The organism is bacterium (assembly GCA_021372775.1).
Taxonomy (GTDB): domain Bacteria; phylum Acidobacteriota; class Polarisedimenticolia; order J045; family J045; genus JAJFTU01.
The window spans coordinates 34,000-52,757 of the sequence record JAJFTU010000217.1; the positions used below are offsets into that span (position 1 = coordinate 34,000).

Annotated in this window: 20 protein-coding genes; 18 read left to right on the forward strand and 2 right to left on the reverse strand. The window is 73.6% G+C overall.

Annotated features, from left to right (window positions below):
- Window positions 1-2 precede the first annotated feature (2 nt).
- Together LLG88_07695 and LLG88_07700 are read right to left on the reverse strand one after the other, a co-directional pair.
- Window positions 3-1,379, reverse strand: coding sequence for a hypothetical protein (locus LLG88_07695; GenBank protein MCE5246785.1), 1,377 nt, complete (start codon window positions 1,377-1,379; stop codon window positions 3-5).
- Window positions 1,380-1,475: 96 nt separating this feature from the next.
- Window positions 1,476-2,630, reverse strand: coding sequence for a 4Fe-4S binding protein (locus tag LLG88_07700; GenBank protein MCE5246786.1), 1,155 nt, complete (start codon window positions 2,628-2,630; stop codon window positions 1,476-1,478).
- Window positions 2,631-2,872: 242 nt separating this feature from the next.
- Between LLG88_07700 and LLG88_07705 the strand changes: the two genes are divergently transcribed.
- The 18 genes from LLG88_07705 to LLG88_07790 all read left to right on the forward strand — a co-directional run.
- On the forward strand, window positions 2,873-4,129 hold the full coding sequence (locus tag LLG88_07705; protein ID MCE5246787.1) for an insulinase family protein: 1,257 nt from the start codon (window positions 2,873-2,875) through the stop codon (window positions 4,127-4,129).
- The gene (gene dut, locus LLG88_07710) at window positions 4,126-4,581 is read left to right on the forward strand and encodes a dUTP diphosphatase (GenBank protein MCE5246788.1); all 456 of its coding nucleotides are present in this window, start codon (window positions 4,126-4,128) and stop codon (window positions 4,579-4,581) included. Before LLG88_07705 ends, dut begins: the two co-directional genes overlap by 4 nt.
- The gene (locus tag LLG88_07715) at window positions 4,581-5,351 is read left to right on the forward strand and encodes an MBL fold metallo-hydrolase (GenBank protein ID MCE5246789.1); all 771 of its coding nucleotides are present in this window, start codon (window positions 4,581-4,583) and stop codon (window positions 5,349-5,351) included. The genes dut and LLG88_07715 overlap by 1 nt, the downstream gene beginning before the upstream one ends.
- Window positions 5,352-5,370: 19 nt before the next feature.
- Window positions 5,371-6,669 carry an adenylosuccinate lyase gene (gene purB / locus LLG88_07720; GenBank protein MCE5246790.1) on the forward strand — a complete coding sequence of 433 codons (1,299 nt, stop codon included), beginning with the start codon at window positions 5,371-5,373 and terminating at the stop codon, window positions 6,667-6,669.
- Window positions 6,670-6,835: 166 nt separating this feature from the next.
- A complete protein-coding gene (locus LLG88_07725; protein ID MCE5246791.1) occupies window positions 6,836-7,642 on the forward strand; it encodes a hypothetical protein in 807 nt (268 codons plus the stop codon).
- A gap of 23 nt (window positions 7,643-7,665) precedes the next feature.
- Entirely contained in the window at window positions 7,666-8,346 is a 681-nt protein-coding gene (locus tag LLG88_07730; protein ID MCE5246792.1) for a gamma-glutamyl-gamma-aminobutyrate hydrolase family protein, read from the forward strand.
- 26 nt (window positions 8,347-8,372) lie between these two features.
- Window positions 8,373-9,896, forward strand: coding sequence for an amidophosphoribosyltransferase (purF, locus tag LLG88_07735; GenBank protein ID MCE5246793.1), 1,524 nt, complete (start codon window positions 8,373-8,375; stop codon window positions 9,894-9,896).
- Entirely contained in the window at window positions 9,869-10,924 is a 1,056-nt protein-coding gene (gene purM / locus LLG88_07740) for a phosphoribosylformylglycinamidine cyclo-ligase (protein ID MCE5246794.1), read from the forward strand. Before purF ends, purM begins: the two co-directional genes overlap by 28 nt.
- Window positions 10,921-11,583, forward strand: a complete 663-nt coding sequence (gene purN / locus LLG88_07745; protein ID MCE5246795.1) for a phosphoribosylglycinamide formyltransferase — start codon at window positions 10,921-10,923, stop codon at window positions 11,581-11,583. The genes purM and purN overlap by 4 nt, the downstream gene beginning before the upstream one ends.
- Window positions 11,584-11,881: 298 nt before the next feature.
- On the forward strand, window positions 11,882-12,643 hold the full coding sequence (gene radC, locus LLG88_07750; GenBank protein MCE5246796.1) for a DNA repair protein RadC: 762 nt from the start codon (window positions 11,882-11,884) through the stop codon (window positions 12,641-12,643).
- 94 nt (window positions 12,644-12,737) lie between these two features.
- Entirely contained in the window at window positions 12,738-13,781 is a 1,044-nt protein-coding gene (locus LLG88_07755) for an alpha/beta fold hydrolase (GenBank protein ID MCE5246797.1), read from the forward strand.
- A gap of 112 nt (window positions 13,782-13,893) precedes the next feature.
- Window positions 13,894-14,403, forward strand: a complete 510-nt coding sequence (locus tag LLG88_07760; protein ID MCE5246798.1) for a hypothetical protein — start codon at window positions 13,894-13,896, stop codon at window positions 14,401-14,403.
- Window positions 14,404-14,637: 234 nt separating this feature from the next.
- Window positions 14,638-15,639 (forward strand): tryptophan--tRNA ligase, encoded by a 1,002-nt coding sequence (trpS, locus tag LLG88_07765; GenBank protein MCE5246799.1) that lies wholly within the window; start codon window positions 14,638-14,640, stop codon window positions 15,637-15,639.
- Window positions 15,636-16,862 carry a tyrosine--tRNA ligase gene (gene tyrS, locus LLG88_07770; GenBank protein MCE5246800.1) on the forward strand — a complete coding sequence of 409 codons (1,227 nt, stop codon included), beginning with the start codon at window positions 15,636-15,638 and terminating at the stop codon, window positions 16,860-16,862. Before trpS ends, tyrS begins: the two co-directional genes overlap by 4 nt.
- Before the next feature lie 72 nt (window positions 16,863-16,934).
- A complete protein-coding gene (gene folB, locus LLG88_07775; GenBank protein MCE5246801.1) occupies window positions 16,935-17,312 on the forward strand; it encodes a dihydroneopterin aldolase in 378 nt (125 codons plus the stop codon).
- A complete protein-coding gene (gene queD / locus LLG88_07780) occupies window positions 17,309-17,671 on the forward strand; it encodes a 6-carboxytetrahydropterin synthase QueD (GenBank protein ID MCE5246802.1) in 363 nt (120 codons plus the stop codon). The genes folB and queD overlap by 4 nt, the downstream gene beginning before the upstream one ends.
- Window positions 17,668-18,222 (forward strand): GTP cyclohydrolase I, encoded by a 555-nt coding sequence (locus LLG88_07785; protein MCE5246803.1) that lies wholly within the window; start codon window positions 17,668-17,670, stop codon window positions 18,220-18,222. The genes queD and LLG88_07785 overlap by 4 nt, the downstream gene beginning before the upstream one ends.
- A 98-nt stretch (window positions 18,223-18,320) precedes the next feature.
- A partial coding sequence (locus tag LLG88_07790; GenBank protein MCE5246804.1) for a hypothetical protein occupies window positions 18,321-18,758 on the forward strand: 438 nt, incomplete at its 3' end.

An 18,758-nucleotide genomic window follows, 5' to 3' on the forward strand; every position in this document is an offset into this window, starting at 1 on the left:
GCTCAGCGCTTCCGGCGCTCGAACTGCGCGACGACCTCGGCGTGCCGCGTGTGCGGGAAGAGGTCGAGGACCGCGGCGCGGCGCGGCGCGTAGGCCGAGTTCAGCGCGGCCGCGTCGCGCGCCAGTCCGGCGAGCGAGCAACTGACGAGGACGATCCTCAGCGGGCCGCGCGCCGCGAGATCGGCGGCGAGCGGGCCGAGCCCCGCGCGCGGCGGATCGGCGACGATCGTCTCGAACGCCTCCGCGAAACGGGGCGCCGTCCCGCGGACGTCGCCGGCGCGCGGCGCGGCGTCCTCCCGGTCCGCGGTTCGGGCCTCGCCTCGCGTCGCCTCGTCGAACGCCTCCCGCGCGTCGCCGCGTTCGTGGCGCAGCGCGCCGCGCGGCGGAGGGGGCAGAAGCTCCGCGGCCCGCCGCGCCGACGGATCGGACTCGACGGAGACGACGCGCGCCCCCGCGGCGGCGAGGCGCCAGCCGAGGAACGCCGCGCCGCCGTACAGCTCGAGCAGCGGTTCGCCGTCGGCCGGCGCGGCGGCGCGCACGACTTCCGCCGCGAGCGTCTCCGCGGCCGCGAGGTTGGCCTGCACGAAGCCGCGCGCGGCGGCGGCGACCGGCAGCCCTTGCGGCGTGCGGCCGAGGACCGCCGCGGCGCCGAGGAGCGGGTCGGGCGCTTCGGGACGGACCGCGACGCCGGCGATCAAGCCGTCCGCAATCTCGAGCATCTCCGCGCCGAGCGCCGGCCAATCGTCCGGCTCGACGTCGCGCGGGTTGAGGTGGACGAGCGCGCCGGGGGCGTCGGGCAGGGCCGTCAGCTCGAAGCCGGTGAGGCCGCGCGGCCGCCGGTCGCGGAGATAGTCGCGGAGGAAGGCGTAGACGCGCGCCGCCTCGGGGGAGAGCGCGGGGCAGTCCGGGACGTCGAGCGTCGCGCGCTCGCCGAGACGATGCATGCCGACCTTCGACGCGCCGTTCTCGAACGCCGTCTGGAAGCGCATCCGCGCGCGGTGGCGCTCGGTCCGCGGCGCGGCGGGCGCCGCGAAAGCGACGCCCGCATCGTCGATCCCCGCGGCGGCGAGCGCGCGGCGCGTCCGGGCGAGCCGCAGCGCGCGCTGCGCGGCCGGCGCGATCCGCTGCCAGTGGCAGCCGCCGCAGCGCCCGACGAGCGGACAGAACGGCTCGACCCGCTCCGGCCCCGGCGCGAGGAGCGCCTCGAGCCGCGCGCGCCCGGCGCGGGAGGGATCGGGACGCAGCAGGACGCGGTCGCCGGGGACGGCGTCGTGGACGTCGAAGAGCGCGCCGTCGTCGGCGCGCGCGACGAACCACGAGCCCTCGCCGGGCTCGCCGACGGTCGCCTCGACCAACCCCTCCGCTTCGAACGGCAGCACGCGGCCATTCTACGCACGGCGCCGCGGCGCGCCGGAACGAGCCCGCGCGCTCCGCGGCCGGGGCGGCGCGCCGGAGCGAGCCGCGCTCCGGCCGCGTCACCGCGGATGAGCGAGTTGTTCGGCGCGCGGGACGAGCAGGCGGTAGTCGGCGGCGGGAACGCGGTTCTCCCAGACGCCGGCGAGACGCGCCGCGCCCCAGCCGGCGAAGAAGAGGGCGAGAAGCAGCGCCGCGAAGAGCGGCGCGCCGAAGCGGCGGCGCTTCGTGCCGACGGACAGCGCGCCGCGGGCGGGGCAGGAGGCGAGGCAGTCGAGGCAGCCGGTGCACTCGAACGAGGCGACCGCGGCGCTCTTCGAGACCGGCAGGCGCGCCGGGCAGACGCGGTCGCAGACGCCGCAGTCGGTGCATTTCGCGGCGTCGCGCCGCACCTTGACCGGCGAGAAGCGGCCGAAGATCCCGATCAGCGCGCCGTAGGGGCAGAGGTAGCGGCACCACGCCCCCTGCACGAGGACGGAGGCCGCGGCGAGGACGCCGAGGACGACGAACGTCGCCGCGCCGGCGCGGGCGAAGAAGAGATACATCTTCACGTCGGCGATCCGGTTGTATTCGGATTGGACGAACGACGCGAGCAGCGGCGCGGGCATTCCGGCGACGACGTAGACGAAGAAGGCGAGCAGCCCGTACTTGACGGCGCGCAGCGGAACGTCGAGGGCCGTCGGCGGGCGGAAGTTGCGGCCGAAGAGGCGGCGGCCGAGCCGCGCCAGGGCGTCGGAGAGGGCGCCGATCGGGCAGATCCAGGAGCAGAACGACTTCCGCAGCAGGAACGCCGTCGCGAGGAAGAGGAGCAGCAGGATGGTCGCCGCGGGGTGGACCGCGTTGAGGCGGCCGTTGCGCAGCCAGTCGAACAACCCGACGAGGCCGCCGATCGGCAGGAAGGCGTCCACGCCGGTCGGCCGCGCGGGGAGTTCGGCCGCCCCGGCGCGCGCGGCGGCGACGAAGCCGGCGAAGCGCCAGCCGAGCAGGAGGCAGAAGAAGGCGAAGAACCCCTGCACGGCGAGCCGCGCGCGGAACGTCCTGAAGCCGCGCGGCGACCGGACGACGCCGTCGAGCCGGCGAAGGACGCGCCCCGCCGGACCGGGGCGGAGCGGCGGCGGGATCGCGCCGGTCGCGGCGCCCGAAGCCGATCCACGCGCGCTGCCGGTCGAACCGGCACGGAGCGGCGGCGGGATCGGCGGTCGGCGGGGGGCGTGCATCGGCGGCTCCTTCTTGTCGGGATAAGAATACCTCAATATCCTAATAGCGGGCGGGGCGCGCGGCGCGACGACGGCGCGCCGGCCTCCGCGGCGGCCGCTGTCGCTCCCCTCCGCCCGGCGTGCGATACTCCCGCTCCTTTCCCGGAATCGTCCCGGCGCCCTTCGGCGCCGGCGTCCCGACCCGTTTCCGTGCGCGGCGCGGCGCGCCGGCCGCGCGGACGGCGGGACGCGGAGGCGGGTGAATGGTCGAGCGCGAGCGGCTTCCCAACGGTCTGACTTTCGTCTTCGAGGACGTCCCCGGAGTCCGCTCCGCGAGCGTCGGCGTCTGGCTGCGGATCGGCAGCCGCCACGAGCCGCCGCGCCTCTCCGGCGCCTGCCACTTCGTCGAGCACATGCTCTTCAAGGGGACCGAGACGCGGAGCGCGCGCGAGATCTCGCTGCTCTCCGACCGGATCGGCGGCAACCTCGACGCCTTCACGACGAAGGAGACGACCTGCTTCTACGCCCGCGCGCTCGAGGAGCACCTGCCGCTGGCCGTGGACCTGCTCGCGGACATCGTCCGCCGTCCGCGCTTCGACGCCGAAGAGACGGAGCGGGAACGGAAGGTGATCCTCGAGGAGATCCGGATGGTCAACGACTCGCCGGAGGAGCGGATCTACGACCTCTTCTGCGAGCGCTTCTGGCCGGACCATCCGCTCGGGCGCCCGATTCAGGGAACCGAGGAGACGGTCGGCGGGCTGAGCCGCCGCGCGGTCCTCGGTTGGTTCCGGCGCGCCTACGTGCCGGGGAACATCGTCGTCGCCGCGGCGGGCCGCCTCGGCGCGCGCCGCCGCGCGGCGATCAAGCGCGCCTTCGCCGACCTGCCGAAGGGGACGCCGGCGCGCCGCGGCGGGACGCCGCGCTTCGAGCCGGGGATCGCGGTCGAGCGGCGGCGGGAGATGGAGCAGACGCAGCTGCTGCTCGGCGTGCCTTCGCTCCCCGCGGGGGACAAGCGGCGCTTCGCGCTCCACGTGCTGAACACGCTGCTCGGCGGCAGCCTTTCCTCGCGCCTCTTCCAGCGGATCCGCGAGGAGCGCGGCCTCGCCTACTCGGTCGGCTCGCAGACGCAGAGCTTCGACCGCGCCGGGCTGTTCACCGTCTACGCCGGCGTCTCGCCGGAGAACGCGGCGAAGGTCGTGCGCCTCGCCCTCGGCGAGATGCGCGACCTGGCGGAACGGGCGCCGAGCGCCGAGGAGGTCGATCTGGCGCGCGACCACCTCAAGGGGAACATGCTCCTCTCGCTCGAATCGACGTCGAGCCGGATGAGCCGCGCCGCGCGCGAGGAGATGACGCTCGGCCGCTCCGTCACCGTGCGGGAGATGAGCGACGCGCTCGACGCCGTCGGGCCGCGTCAGGTGCGCGACCTCGCCGAGCGGCTCTTCGCCGGCCAGAGCGCCGCGCTCGCCGTCTGCGGCCGCGTCGGGCGGCTGGGACTGCGCGGGAAGGACCTCGAACTATGAGCGCCGACGTGAAGGTCATGGTGCGGCGGCTGCCGCACGGCGAGGGGCTTCCTCTTCCGGCGTACGCCACCGAAGGCTCGGCGGGGATGGACCTCCGCGCCGCGGTCGAGGCGCCGGTGACGATTCCCGCCGGCGGGCGGGCGATGGTCCCGACGGGACTCTCGGTCGAGATCCCGCGCGGCTTCGAGGGGCAGGTCCGCGGCCGCTCCGGCCTCGCCGCGCGCCACGGCGTCGGCATCCCCAACGCGCCGGGCACGATCGACAGCGACTACCGCGGCGAAGTCTGCGTGATCCTCGCCAACTGGGGCGACCAGCCGTTCGTCGTCGCCCGCGGCGAGCGGATCGCGCAGCTCGTGATCGCGCCGGTCGCGCGCGCCGAACTGGTCGAGGTCGAGGAGCTGGCCGTCTCCGAGCGGGGCGCGGGCGGCTTCGGCCACACCGGACGCCGCTGATGATCGAGGTCGTCGTCCTCGGCTCCGGCTCGGCGGGGAACAGCACCCTCGTCCGCCGCGACGGCCGAGCGGTGCTCGTGGACGCCGGCTTCTCGGCGCGCGAGCTGAAGCGGCGGCTCGCCGCCGTCGACCAGCCGCTCGAGGGGATCGAGGCGATCGTCGTCACGCACGAGCACGGCGACCACGTGCGCGGCCTCGAGGTCTTCGCGCGCGCCTGCCGGGCGACGATCTTCGCCACGCCCGGGACGATCCGCTGCGCGAAGTCGCTCTGGGAGCTGCCGCGCCTTGCCGAGATCGCGGCGAACCAGCCGTTCGATGCCGGGCCGTTCCGCGCGACGCCGTTCGCGATCCCGCACGACGCCGCGCAGCCGGTCGGCTACGTGCTCGAGGCGGACGGGACGCGCGTCGGCTACGCGACCGACCTCGGCCACGTTCCCGCGTCGGTCGAGGCGGCGCTCGACGGCTGCGCCGCGCTCGTCTTCGAGGCGAACCACGACCGCGAGATGTTGATCAACGGGCCGTACCCGTGGGAGACGAAGCAGCGGATCGGTTCCGCCTACGGCCATCTGTCGAACGACCACGCCGCGGCGGCGCTGCCCGCCCTCGCGGCCGAAGGGGCCGCCGTCGTGCTGGCCCATCTTTCCGAGAAGAACAACAACCCGCAGTTGGCCCGCGCGGCGGTGGAAACGGCGCTGCGCGCGGCGGGGCGGGCGCGGGTGCGCCTGACCCTCGCCGCGCAGGGCGAGCCGGCGGCGCCGATCCGGCTCTGAGGGCCGAAAGGAAGTCGAGATGATCGAACGGTACACGCGCCCCGCGATGGGGCGGATCTTCACGGACGAGGCGCGGCTGGCCGCGTGGCTGAAAGTCGAGCTGGCGGTGGTCGAGGTGCAGGCCGAGCGCGGCGAGATCCCGGAGCGGGCGGCGAAGACGATCCTGCGCAAGGCGCAGGTGGACGCGGCGCGCGCGCTGGAGATCGAGAAGGTCGTGCAGCACGACGTGATCGCCTTCCTCACGGCGGTCGCCGAGCACGTCGGCCCCGCGTCGCGCTACATCCACCTCGGCATGACCTCGTCCGACGTCCTCGACACCGCCCTCGCGCTGCAGATGGTCGAGGCCTCCGACCTGCTGCTCGAGGGGATGGACGGCTTCCTCGCCGCGCTGACCGCGCAGGCGGAGAAGTACGCCGACCTGCCGATGGTCGGGCGGACGCACAACGTCCACGCCGAGCCGATCACCCTCGGCTTCAAGATCGCCTCGTGGCGGGCCGAGATGGCGCGCGGCCGCGAGCGGATCGCCCGCGCCCGCGAGGCGGTCCGCTACGGCAAGATCTCCGGCGCCGTCGGGACCTCCGCGCATCTCGCGCCGACGGTGGAGAAGGCGGCGCTGGACAAGCTCGGGCTGAAGGTCGAGCCGGTCGCGACGCAGGTCGTGCCGCGCGACCGCCACGCCGAGATGCTCTGCGCGCTGGCGCTCGTCGCCGCGGGGATCGAGCGGATCGCGACCGAGATCCGCCACCTGCAGCGGACCGAGGTCCGCGAGGTGGAGGAGCCGTTCGGGAAGGGGCAGAAGGGCTCGTCGGCGATGCCGCACAAGCGGAACCCGATCGCCACCGAGAACGTCTCGGGGCTGGCCCGCGTCGTCCGCTCCAACGCCCTCGCCGCGCTGCAGGACGTCGCCCTCTGGCACGAGCGGGACATCTCGCACTCCTCGGTGGAGCGGGTGATCGTCCCCGACACGTTCATCCTGCTCGACTTCATGCTGGCGCGGATGACGCGGATCGTCTCCGGGCTGCTCGTCTATCCCGACGCGATGCGCCGCAACCTGGAGAGCTCGCGCGGCATGATCTACAGCCAGACGATCCTGCTGGCGCTCTGCCGCGCCGGGCTGACGCGCGAGCAGGCGTACGCGCTGGTGCAGGAGAACGCGATGGCGGTCTGGGCGAACCAGAAGACCGACCTCATGGAGGCCTGCCTCGAGGACAAGCGGATCGTGAAGAAGATCGGCGAGAAGGAGATCCGCCGCGCCTTCAACCTCGAGCACTTGCTGCGCAACGTGCCGCGGATCATCCGCCGCGGCCTGCGCGGCTGAGCGCGGGGCGGGCCGCCCGCGGCCGTGCGGGCGGCGCTCGCCGCGGCGCCGCGGCCTGCGCGGCCGACGGCGTCGGACGCCGGGGCGGGGCGGGTCGCTCCCGCGCCGCCCCCGGCGTAAAGTGAACGCCTGCGGCGCCGTACGCCGCGCCGCGCACGGAGGGGTCATGGCAAGAATGGCGACTCTGGCGACTTGGGCGACGCTCGCGGCGGCCGCGTTCCTCGCGGCGCCGGCCGCGTCGGCGGGAGTGGACGTCGACTTCGGCGCGAGCGTGCCGATCGGCGACGACGGCCGGCTGTTCGTCAACATCTCCTCGCGCGCCTTCGACTACGAACCGCCGGTCGTGGAGCGGCTCGCCGTCCGCGTGACCGATCCGGACGACCTCGCCGTCGGCCTGTTCATCGCGCGGCGCGCGCTGCGCCCGCCCGACGAGATCTTCGCCCTGCGCGCCCGCGGGCTTTCCTGGTGGCTGGTCGCGCAGCGGGTGCGTCTGCCGTTCGGCGTCTGGTTCGTTCCGGTCTCCCGCCCGCTCGGGCCGCGGTTCGACCGCGCCTACGGGCATTGGCGGCGGTTCGGTCCGCGTCCGCAGCCGGGGTTCGCGCTGACCGACTCCGAGGCGCGTGACCTGGTCGCCGCGCGGGTCGTGCACGAGTACTACGGCGTGCCGATCGAGCGGGCGATGGAACTGCGCGCCGGCGGCCGCGACATGCGGCGGATGGCCGTCGAGACCTACCGCGAGCGGCACGGCCGACGGGCCGAGCCGGCGCGGCGCGACGGCCGCGTCACGTACCACGACGACCGCGGCCACGACCGCGCGCCGGGGTACGACAAGGACCGCGGGCGCGACAAGGACCGCGGCTACGACAAGGCGCCGGGCCGCGACAAGGACCGCGGCCCCGACAAGGCGCCCGGGCGCGACAAGGCGCCGGGGCACGACAAGGACCGCGACCGCGACCGCGACGATCGGCGCTGAGGCGCCGCGCAGGACGGTTTGACATGCGCCGCACCCCCCATCTTCTGATCGTCGATCCCTCCGTCGTCGCGAGCGAGCAGGACGGGATCGACGAAATCCTCCTCGGCTGGCCGGGCGACGCGACCGTCGTCCGGCCGGCCCTCGAACCCGGCACGTGCCCCGCGCCGGGGGAGTTCGCCGACAGCGACGGCGTCGTGCTCCTCGGCTCCAAGGCCTCGGTCCACGACGACGCGCCCTGGCTGGCCGAACTGCGGGCGTTCCTCCGCCCGATCATCGACGGGACGCGGGAGCAGCCGCTGCTCGCGATCTGCTTCGGCCACCAACTCGTCGCCGAGATGGCCGGCGGCGAGGTCGGCTTCGTGCGCCGCGATCATTCGTCGGTGCTCGGCGTCGTCGAAACCTCGCTCTTCGGCGGGCGGCTCGTTCCCGGCGAGCGGCTGATGTGGGTCGCGGCGAGCCACTGCGAGCGCGTGACGAAGGTCCCGGAGGGGTTCGACGTCGTCGCGCGCCGTCCGGAATCGGACGCCGACATGCTCGAGCACCGCACGCTGCCGATCTTCGCCGCGCAGTTCCATCCCGAAGCGCGCGAGGGGTTCCTCAAACGGCGCGGCGTCGATCCGGCCGCGGTTCCGGCGTCGTTCCTCGAGGACGGGCGGCGCGTGCTGGCCGCCTTCCGGCGTTTCGTCCTCAGCCGGCGGGCCTGATCGGCGCGGCCGGGTAGAATAGGCGGATGAACCGCGCCGCCCTTCCGCCCGACGACGACCACGACGTTCTGCGCGACTCCTGCGGCGTGGCGGCCGTCTGCGGCCACCCCGAGGCCGCGAACCTCGTCTATCTCGCGCTCTACGCGCTCCAGCACCGCGGGCAGGAGTCGGCGGGGATCGTCGCCGCCGACGGCGCCGAGCTGCGCCGCCGCGTCGGCATGGGGCACGTCGCCGAGGTCTTCACCCCCGCCGAGCTGGCGCAGCTTCCGGGGCTTCGCGCGATCGGCCACGTCCGCTACGGCACCGCCGGCGCGTCGTCGCCGGAGAACGCGCAGCCGCTGATGATGCTTCACCAGCGCGGCGCGTTCGCCGTCGGCCACAACGGCAACCTGACCAACGCCATCACGCTGCGCACGCAGCTCGAGCGGAGCGGCTCGATCTTCCGGTCCACCACCGACACCGAGGTCCTGCTGCACCTCGTCGCCCGCTCGCGCGCCGCCGACATGGTGGACGCGGTCGTCGAGGCGCTGGCCCAGGTCGAGGGCGCCTACTGCTTCGTCCTCTGCGACGAGCGGCGGGTCGTCGCCGCGCGCGATCCGTACGGCGTCCGCCCGCTCGCCTTGGGGCGGCTGCCGGGCGGCGGCGCGATCGTCGCCTCCGAGACCTGCGCCTTCGACCTCGTCGGGGCGCAGTTCGAGCGCGAGATCGAGCCCGGCGAGCTGCTGGTGATCGACGACGACGGGCGGGAGCGCTCGCTCTTCCCGCTGCGCGCCGCGCCCCCCGCGCCCTGCATCTTCGAGTTCGTCTACTTCGCGCGCCCCGACTCGCGCGTCTTCGGCCGCTCGGTCTCCGACGTGCGGCACGCGCTGGGGCGGGAGCTCGCCGCCGAATGCCCGGTTCCGGCGGACGTCGTCGTGCCGGTCCCGGACAGCGGCGTGCCTTCGGCGATCGGCTTCGCCCGCGCCTCGGGGATTCCGTTCGACGTCGGCCTGACCCGCAACCACTACGTCGGGCGCACCTTCATCGAGCCCGCGCAGTCGATCCGCCACTTCGGCGTGAAGGTCAAGCTGAACCCGGTGCGCTCGATCATCGAGGGACGGCGCGTCGCGCTGGTGGACGACAGCCTCGTGCGCGGCACGACGATGCGGAAGATCGTGACGATGGTCCGCGAGGCCGGCGCGGCGGAGGTCCACGTGCGGATCTCCTGCCCGCCGATCGTCTCCCCCTGCTACTACGGCGTGGACATGCCGAGCAAGGAGGAGCTCGTCGCCGCGCGCGCGTCCGTCGAAGAGATCCGCGGGCTGATCGGCGCCGACACCCTCGGCTACCTTTCGCTCGAGGGGATGCACCGCGCCGCGGACGCCGCGCCGGGGGCGTTTTGCGCGGCGTGCTGGACGGGGCATTATCCCGTGCCGGTCGTCGATCCGGTGGACCGGCGGCGGCACGCGGCGCGGCTCAAGGAACTGCGGCAGGCGGACGCGGCCGCGGCGCAGAGAACGCAGGCGAACGAGGAGCGAGGCGGATGGCCGACGACAAGAAGCGGGAACTGACCTACAAGGACGCGGGCGTGGACATCGACGCCCAGGACGCGGCGCTGGCGAAGATCAAGGCGCACGTCGCCTCGACCAAGACGGCGAACGTGCTGTCCGACCTCGGCAGCTTCGGCGGCCTGTTCAAGGCGCCGGAGGGGATCGCCGAGCCGGTCCTCGTCGGCAGCACCGACGGCGTCGGCACCAAGCTGGCCGTGGCCTTCAAGGCCGGGCGGCACGGCACGGTCGGCGAGTGCCTCGTCAACCACTGCGTCAACGACATCCTCGTGATGGGGGCGCGGCCGCTCTTCTTCCTCGACTACTTCGCCGTCGGCAAGCTCGATCCGGTCGTCGCCGAGCAGGTCGTCGCCGGCGTCGCCCGCGGCTGCCGCGCCAACGGCTGCGCGCTGATCGGCGGCGAGACGGCCGAGATGCCGGAGATGTACCGCCCCGGCGAATACGACCTCGCCGGCACGATCGTCGGCGTCGTTCCGCGCGCTTCGATCCTCGACGGCTCGAAGGTCGAGGAGGGGGACCACGTCGTCGGTCTCGCTTCGACCGGGCTGCACACCAACGGCTACACGCTGGCCCGCCGCGTGCTGTTCGACGTGCTGAAGCTCGGCGTGGACGACGTGATCGAGCCGCTCGGCGTCACCGTCGCCGACGCGCTGCTCGCGGTCCACCGCTCCTACCTGCCGGCGCTCGACCTGCCGCTCGCGGAAGGGTGGATCCACGGCCTCGCCCACGTCACCGGCGGCGGCCTGACCGACAACGTCCCGCGCGTCCTGCCGAAGCACTTGGACGCGCAGATCGACCTCGGCTCGTGGCCGGTTCCGCCGCTCTTCAAGCTGCTGCGGCGCGCGGGGAACGTGCCCGAGGCCGACATGCTGCGCACCTTCAACCTCGGCGTGGGGATGACGGCGATCGTGCCGGAGCAGGCGATGCCCGGCTTCGCCGAGCACCTGCGGCGCCGCGGCGACGAGTGGTGGGAGATCGGGCGGATCGTGCCGGGGACGGGGAAGGTCTCCTACCGCGGAGAACTGTCGTGACGAACGTCGGAATCCTGATCTCCGGGCGCGGCTCGAACATGGTCGCGCTGCTCGAGGGGATGCGCGCGGGGACGATCGACGGCCGCGCGGTCGTCGTCGTCTCCGACCAGCCGGACGCGCCGGGGCTCGAGCGGGCGCGCAGCTTCGGCGTGGAGACGGTCGTCGTCGAGAAGCGGGCCTTCAAGGGGCAGGGGCGGGAGGCGCACGACCGCGCCGTCGCGGCCGAGCTCGAGAAGCGCGGCGCGGAGGTCGTCTGCCTCGCCGGGTACATGAGGCTGCTCACGCCGTGGTTCGCGGAGCGGTTCGCGGGGCGGCTGCTGAACATCCATCCCGCGCTGCTGCCGTCGTTCCCCGGGCTGCACGCCCAGCGGCAGGCGCTGGAGCACGGCGCCCGGCTTTCCGGCTGCACCGTTCACTTCGTGGACGCGAAGATGGACAACGGGCCGATCGTCGTCCAGGCCGCCGTGCCGGTCCTGCCGGACGACACGGAAGACACGTTGTCCGCGCGGATCCTCGAGCAGGAGCACCGCATTTATCCGCTCGCGCTCGCCTGGTTCTGCGCCGGGCGGCTGGCGCTCGAGGGGCGGCGGGTCCGGCTGGCCGGGGAGGGGATCGACCTGCCGCGGGCCCTCGTCGTTCCGGCGCCCCGCCTGCGCTGAACGCGGCGACCGTTCGCCCGTTCGTCGCGACCGTTGGCGGGGCAGTTTGCCCCATTGCGGCGCCGTTGAACTAACGTACCCCCAACGCATCAGCGGCGCCGCACCCCAAACCGGCGTCGCGGCAAGACAAAGATCCTCCTCTCCTCCAGTCCGCCGGCGGACAGCGATGTCCGCCGGCGGCCGTCTATTCGGGCCGGCCTCGGTCCGCGAATCGGCTCCGCGCCGCGCCGCGCGCGGCTCTCCCCGACGCGGGACGGGCGGCGCCGCGCTTGCTCTTCTTCCGGCGGGAGGAAGAGCGATGAGCGATGTTCCGTTTGAAACGCCCGACGATGTCCGCGGCGCCCCTCCGTCCGAAGCCGCCGCGGCGGCGCCGCCGCGCGAGGAGCGGGCTCGGCCGCGCTGCCGGGAGCGGCTGCTCGAGGTCGGCGCGGCGCGGCTCGCCGACGCCGAGCTGGTCGCGCTGATCCTCGGCTCGGGATCGCGCGCGGCCCCGGTGGAGCGGACCGCGCGCGCGCTGCTCGTCCGCTGCGGCGGTCTCGCCGGCCTCTGCGAGCGCGGCCCGACGGCCCTCGCCGCCGAACGCGGCCTCGGCCCCGTCGGGGCGGCGCGTCTGGCCGCGGCGGCGGAGATCGCGCGGCGCGTCGCCGCGTCTCCGGCCGACCGCCCGCCGGTGCGCGATCCGGAGGAGGTCGTGCGCGAAGTGCGCGATCTCTGCATCGAGCCGCGCGAGCATCTCGTCGGCCTCTATCTCGACGCCCACGCGCGGCTGATCGCGCGGGAGACGGTCGCCGTCGGCTCGCTCAACGTCGCGCGGGCCACGCCGCGCGACCTGCTCGAGCCGGCGCTGCGCCGCCTCGCCGCCGGCTTCGTGATGGTCCACAACCATCCCTCGGGGGTCGCCGAGCCGAGCGAGGACGACGTCCTGTTCACGCGCGCCGTGGCGCGGGCGGCGGCGCTGATGGGGGTGCCGCTCTGGGACCACGTGGTCGTCGCGCGCTGCGGCCACGCCTCGCTGCGCGCCCGCGGCGTGCAGTGGGAGGGGCAGGACGCGCGGCCCTGAAGGGGGCGGGGCGGCCGCGATTCGGCCGGCCCCGCCGGTCTACAATGCCTCCGGGCGCCGCTCCGCGCGGCGCGGCGCCCGGAGGGCGTCGGGAATGAAGAACACGTTGTTGGCGTGCGCGGCGGCGGCCGCGCTGGCGGCGGTCTGCGCGTTCCCCGCGGCGGCGGCGGAGCCGGCGAAGGACGAGAAGGACGCGCGGATCGAGAAGCTCGAAGGGCAGGTCGCGGCGCTCTCCGACAAGCTCGACGAACTGGCCAAGGCGACCGACGACGTCCTCTGGTTCGAACGGGTCGGCGACGTCGCGCTGATCGACAAGGTCACCTACGTCGGTCCGCCGAACCCGAAGGGCGAGGAGATCTACGGCATCAAGAACGAGCGCCATCCGCTCAAGGTCTACGCCTACGTCTTCACGCCGCGGAAGATCGACCTCGCGAAGAGGCACCCGCTGATCGTCCTGCCGCACGGCGGCGTGCACGCCGACTTCACGACCTACCACGTCCACATCGTGCGCGAGATGATGGAGCGCGGGTACGTCGTCGTCGCCCCCGAGTACCGCGGCTCGACCGGCTACGGCCGCGACTTCTACCGCGCGATCGACTACGGCGGGCTCGAGGTGGACGACTGCGTCGCCGCCCGCGACTGGGCGGTCGAGAACCTGCCGTACGTGGACGGCGCCAAGGCGGCGATCGTCGGCTGGAGCCACGGCGGACTGATCGCGCTCACCGCCGTCTTCGACCATCCCGAGAAGTTCGCCGCGGCCTACGCCGGCGTGCCGGTTTCCGACCTCGTGGCGCGGATGGGCTACGCCGAGCCGGGCTACCAGGAAGAGTTCGCCGCGCCCTACCACCTCGGCAAGACCGCCAACCAGGACGTCGATCTCTACAAGCGCCGCTCGCCGGCCTGGAACGCCGAGAAGCTGAAGACGCCGCTCCTGATCCACACCACGACCAACGACCGCGACGTCGACGTCCTCGAGGTCCAGCACCTGATCGCGCAGCTCAAGGCGGCCGGCAAGACGTTCGAGTACAAGATCTACCAGGACGCCCCCGGCGGTCACTCGTTCAACCGCATCGACACCCTCTACGCCAAGCAGTCCCGCGACGAGCTCTACGCCTTCCTCGCCAAGCACCTGAAGTGACGCTCCGCCCGCCGCCCGCGGAAACCGCGGCGCCTCGCCTGCCGACGTCCTCGGCGCGGCGAACGGCGGCCGGACGGAACAGGGACGACGCCGTCGTCCGGAGGTCGACGCCATGAAGCGAGCCCGTCCGACGGCTGCGGTCTTCGCGATGGTCGTGCTTGCGGCCGCCCTGTTCGGCGACGCGCGGGGCGGCGTCGCCGGCGAACGGCATTTCGCGCGCATCGTCAACGGCGGCGGCTGGACGCCGCCGCAGCTCGGGTCTCCGGTCGACCGCGGGCCGTACAGGCCGACTCTCTCGTATCCCCTCGGCGTCACGTTCACCAGATTCCGCAGTCCGCGCGGCGCGCGGCTCGAGCTGGCACAGTACACGTCCAGGAACGACGAGCTGATCGTCCGGCCGGCGTCTTGGCGGGCCGATTGGATAAAGCGCATCGAGATCGGCGGGCGCGCCGTCGCCTACACGGCGACCGTGACGGGCGACGGCTTCGCGGTGGTCTCCTGGGTCGCGTGGCTCGACGAAGACGGAGACGGGAAGTTCGAAGTCCTGTGGTGGTGGATTCAGCCGGAGGAATTCGCGGACTGGCTGCGCGCGAGGTTGGCCGCCGCCGAGCGGAAGAACTAGGCGGTCGATCGGCGTCGCCGCCTCGGCGGTCTTTGGATGGCGGGCGGCGTCTTCGCGGACCGGGCGGCCGCGTCCTCCGCGGCGGCGGCCCGAAACGGGCGGGGGGCGCGGGGCGGGGGGCGCCGCTTATACTCTGGCCGCCCCCGCCGGGCCGGCGGGGCGGGAGAGACGAACGTGGACGCGCGGGAGAACGGCGGGTCGGGCGCGGCGGCGGAGAAGGCCGCGCCGCCGAAGGTGACGCGGGTTTTCAGCGGCATGCAGCCTTCGGGCGAGCTGCACATCGGCAACTATCTCGGCGCCCTGCAGAACTGGGTGCGCCTCCAGCACGAGCATCCCTGCATCTTCTCCGTCGTGGACCTCCACGCGATGACGCAGGACTATCCCCCGGCCGAGATGCCGCGGCGGATCCACGACATGGCGCTCGGCTGGCTCGCCGCCGGGCTCGATCCGGAGAAGTGCGCGATCTTCGTCCAGTCCGCGGTTCCCGAACACGCCGAGCTCTCCTGGATTCTCGGCACGGTGACGCCGATGGGCTCGCTGGAGCGGATGACGCAGTACAAGGACAAGGCGGAGCGCCAGCCGGAGAACGTCAACGCCGCGCTCTTCACCTATCCCGTGCTGATGGCCGCCGACATCCTCGTCTACCGCGCCGACGGCGTGCCGGTCGGCGAGGACCAGCTGCAGCACCTCGAGCTGGCGCGCGAGCTGACGCGGAAGTTCAACAACCGCTTCGGCGAGGTCTTCCCCGAGCCGCAGCCGCTGCTGACGAAGGCGACGCGGGTCTACGGCCTCGACGGCGAGCGGAAGATGTCGAAGAGCCTCGGCAACCACATCGGCCTCGACGACTCGCCCGAGGTCGTGTGGGAGAAGCTCGCCCCGGCGAAGACCGACGTGCGCCGCAAGCGGCGCACCGACCCGGGCGAGCCGGAGGACTGCAACATCTTCAGCTACCACAAGTTCTTCTCGCCGGCCGAAACGTGCGTCTGGGCCGCCGAAGGATGCCGCGGCGCGTCGATCGGCTGCCGCGACTGCAAGCAGGCGCTGGCCAAGAACATCGACGCCGTCCTGGCGCCGATCCGCGCGCGCCGCGCCGAGTACGAGGCCAAGCCGGGACGCGTGGACGAGATCCTCGCCGCCGGCGCGGCCAAGCTGCGCCCCCTGGCGCGGGAGACGATGGAGATGGTCCGCGACGCGATGGGCGTGCCGAAGACGCTGCGCTACGGGGAGGGACGATGAACGCGCCGTTCCCGCCGGTCGCCGAACAGCTCGACCGGCTCGTCGCCGGCGCGGTGGACGTGACGTCGGTCGAGGAACTGGAGCGGAAGCTGACCCGCGCGGTCAAGACGGGGAAGCCGCTGACGGTCAAGGTCGGCTTCGACCCGACCTCGCCCGACATCCATCTCGGCCACACCGTGCTGATGCGCAAGATGCGGGACTTCCAGGACCTCGGGCACCGCGTCGTCTACGTCATCGGCGACTTCACCGCCTCGATCGGCGACCCGACCGGACGCTCGAAGACCCGCCCCGCGCTCTCCCGCGAGCAGATCCTCGCCCACGCCGCGACCTACACCGAGCAGGCGTTCAAGGTGCTCGACCGCGACCGCACCGAGACCCGCTTCAACTCCGAGTGGCTCTCGCCGCTCGGCGCGGAAGGGATGATCAAGCTCGCCGCCAAGTACACCGTGGCGCGGATGTTGGAGCGGCGCGACTTCAAGGAGCGCTACGAGCGCGGCCTGCCGATCTCCGTCCACGAGTTCCTCTACCCGTTGGCGCAGGCCTACGACTCCGTGGCGCTCGCCGCGGACGTCGAGCTCGGCGGCACCGACCAACTGTTCAACCTCAACGTCGGCCGCGACATCATGCCCGACTACGGCCTCGAGCCGCAGGTCCTGCTGACGGTCCCGCTGCTCGAAGGGACCGACGGCGTGGACAAGATGTCGAAGTCGCTCGGCAACTACGTCGGCGTCGCCGAATCGGCGGACGAGATCTTCGGCAAGGTGATGTCGATCCCCGACAAGCTGATGTTCCGCTGGTACGAGCTCCTGACCGACGAAGGGGCGGCCGGCGCCCGGCGGCTCGAGGAGGCCGCGTCGTCCGGCGAGATCCACCCCCGCGACCTCAAGGTCCGCCTCGCGGGAATCCTCGTCGAGCGGTTCCACGACCGCGCGGCCGCGGAGGCGGCGCGGGAACGGTTCGAGCAGGTCTTCGCCCGCAAGGAGTTGCCGGACGAGATCGAGGAGCGGATCCTGCCGGCCGGCGGCGAGGACGCGTGGCTGCCGGCGCTGCTCAAGGAACTCGGCCTCGCCCCCTCGACGAGCGAAGGACGGCGGTTGATCAAGGGGGGCGGCGTGAAGCTCGACGGCGGGAAGGTCGCCGACGAGAACGCCCGCCTGCCGCGCGCCGGCTCGGTCCTGCTCCAGGTCGGGAAGCGGCGCTTCCTGCGCCTGTCGTTCCAGTGAGTCGCCGCCGCGCCCCCCGGGTTGCCGACCCGGGCGGGCGCGGTTAGCCTCGACGCCCCAAGGAGCTGCTTCATGCGCGGCCGCGTTCTCCTCTCCGGCATCCGCTTCCACGCCTTCCACGGGCTGACCAAGCTCGAGCGCCAGATCGGCGTCCGCTACCGCGTGGACATCGCCATGACGACCGAGATCGGACGGGCGGGGCGCAGCGACGACATCGAGGACGCGATCGACTACCGCGTCGTGCACGAGATGGTCGTCGAGATCGGCCGCAACAACTCCTTCCGCCTGATCGAGACGCTCGCCGTGCGGGTCGCCGAGTCGCTGCTGCGCCGCTTCCCGACGGCGGAGAAGGTCGAGATCCGGGTCTGCAAGGAGACGCCGGTGCTCGACGGGATGGTCGACTCGGTCGGCGTCGAGGCCCAGCTCACCCGCGAGGAACTGCCCGAATGATCCTGCGCCGCGCCTACCGCTTCGAGGCCAGCCACGTGCTGCCGCGCCATCCCGGCCGCTGCCGGCGGATGCACGGCCACTCCTACCGCTTCGTCGTCGAGATCGAAGGGCCGATCGACCCGGAGCAGGGGATGGTCCTCGACTTCGGCGACCTCGACGCCCTCGTCGAGAAGCACGTGCTGGCGCGGTGCGACCACCATCACCTCAACGACTTCCTCGAGAACCCGACCGCGGAGTGGATCTCGCTCTGGATCTGGCGCGAGCTCAAGCCGGCCCTGCCGGGGCTGCGGAGCGTCGAGCTGTTCGAGGTCGAGGGGGCGAGCTGCCTCTGCCGCGGCGAGGACGAGGGGGCGCGGTGAACCGCGCGGCGATCGAGAAGGGGGTGGCGCTGCTGCTCGAGGGGATCCTCGACGGGCGCGCGGGGGAGGTCGCGGACGAGCTGCGGCGCGAGACGCCGCGCCGCGTCGCCGCCGCGCTGGAAGACGAACTGCTCTGCGGCTACGCCGTCGATCCCGCCTCCTGCGTGCAGGCGGTGCCGCTGCCCGGCGCCTCCGGCGCGGTGACGCTGGAGGAGATCCCGTTCTTCTCGTTCTGCGCGCACCACCTGCTGCCGTTCCGCGGCGTCGTCCACGTCGGCTACCTGCCGGCGGGAAAGCACGCCGGCATCGGCGGGCTGGCGCGGCTGGTGGACGCCTGCTCGCGCCGCCTGACGCTGCAGGAGGCGCTGGCCGCGGAGATCGCCGACGCGCTCGAGACGGCGCTCGCGCCGCGGGCCGCGGTCGTCGTCGTCGAGGCCGAGCACGCCTGCCTCGCGCTGCGCGGCGCCCGCAAGGAAGGGCACCGCGTGCGGGTCGTCGAGCGCCGCGGCGAGATCGTTCCGGAACTCGAGGCGCTCGCCGTCCGCCGCTGAACGCGGCGCGCCGCCCGCGGCGGGCGATCCCGCGCGCGGGAGCGGCGCCCGGCGGCGGGACGCTGCGCGGCGCGGCCTCCGGCGCCATCATCGTGAACATGTCCCTTCGCACTCGCTGCTGCCTTCTCGCCGCGCTCTGCGCCGCGGCGTTCGCCGCGCGCGCCGACGAGCCGGCGCTGCGCCTTCCGCCCGCCGCGCCGAGCCTCTTCGCGCGGATCGATCCGGGCCGTCCCGTGCCGCCGCCCCGCCTGCGCGTCGCCGTCAAGGCCGACGAGGGGCAGGTCCGCGTCGGCGCGACGAACGGCGGCGGCTTCCGTCTCCTCGACGGCCGCACCGGGCAGGAGCTCTGGCCGGACCGCGCGCCGGGGACGGTCCTCGTCGTTCCCGCGGGAGGAAAGCCGAACGGCGCGGGGAAGATCTACAAGATCCAGGTCGGCGCCTTCCGCGACGAGACGGCGGCGAAGGAGCAGGCGCAGGCCTACGCGACGCGGCTCGGCGCGCCGGCCGAGGCGGCGAAGGACGCGATGCGCGGCGTC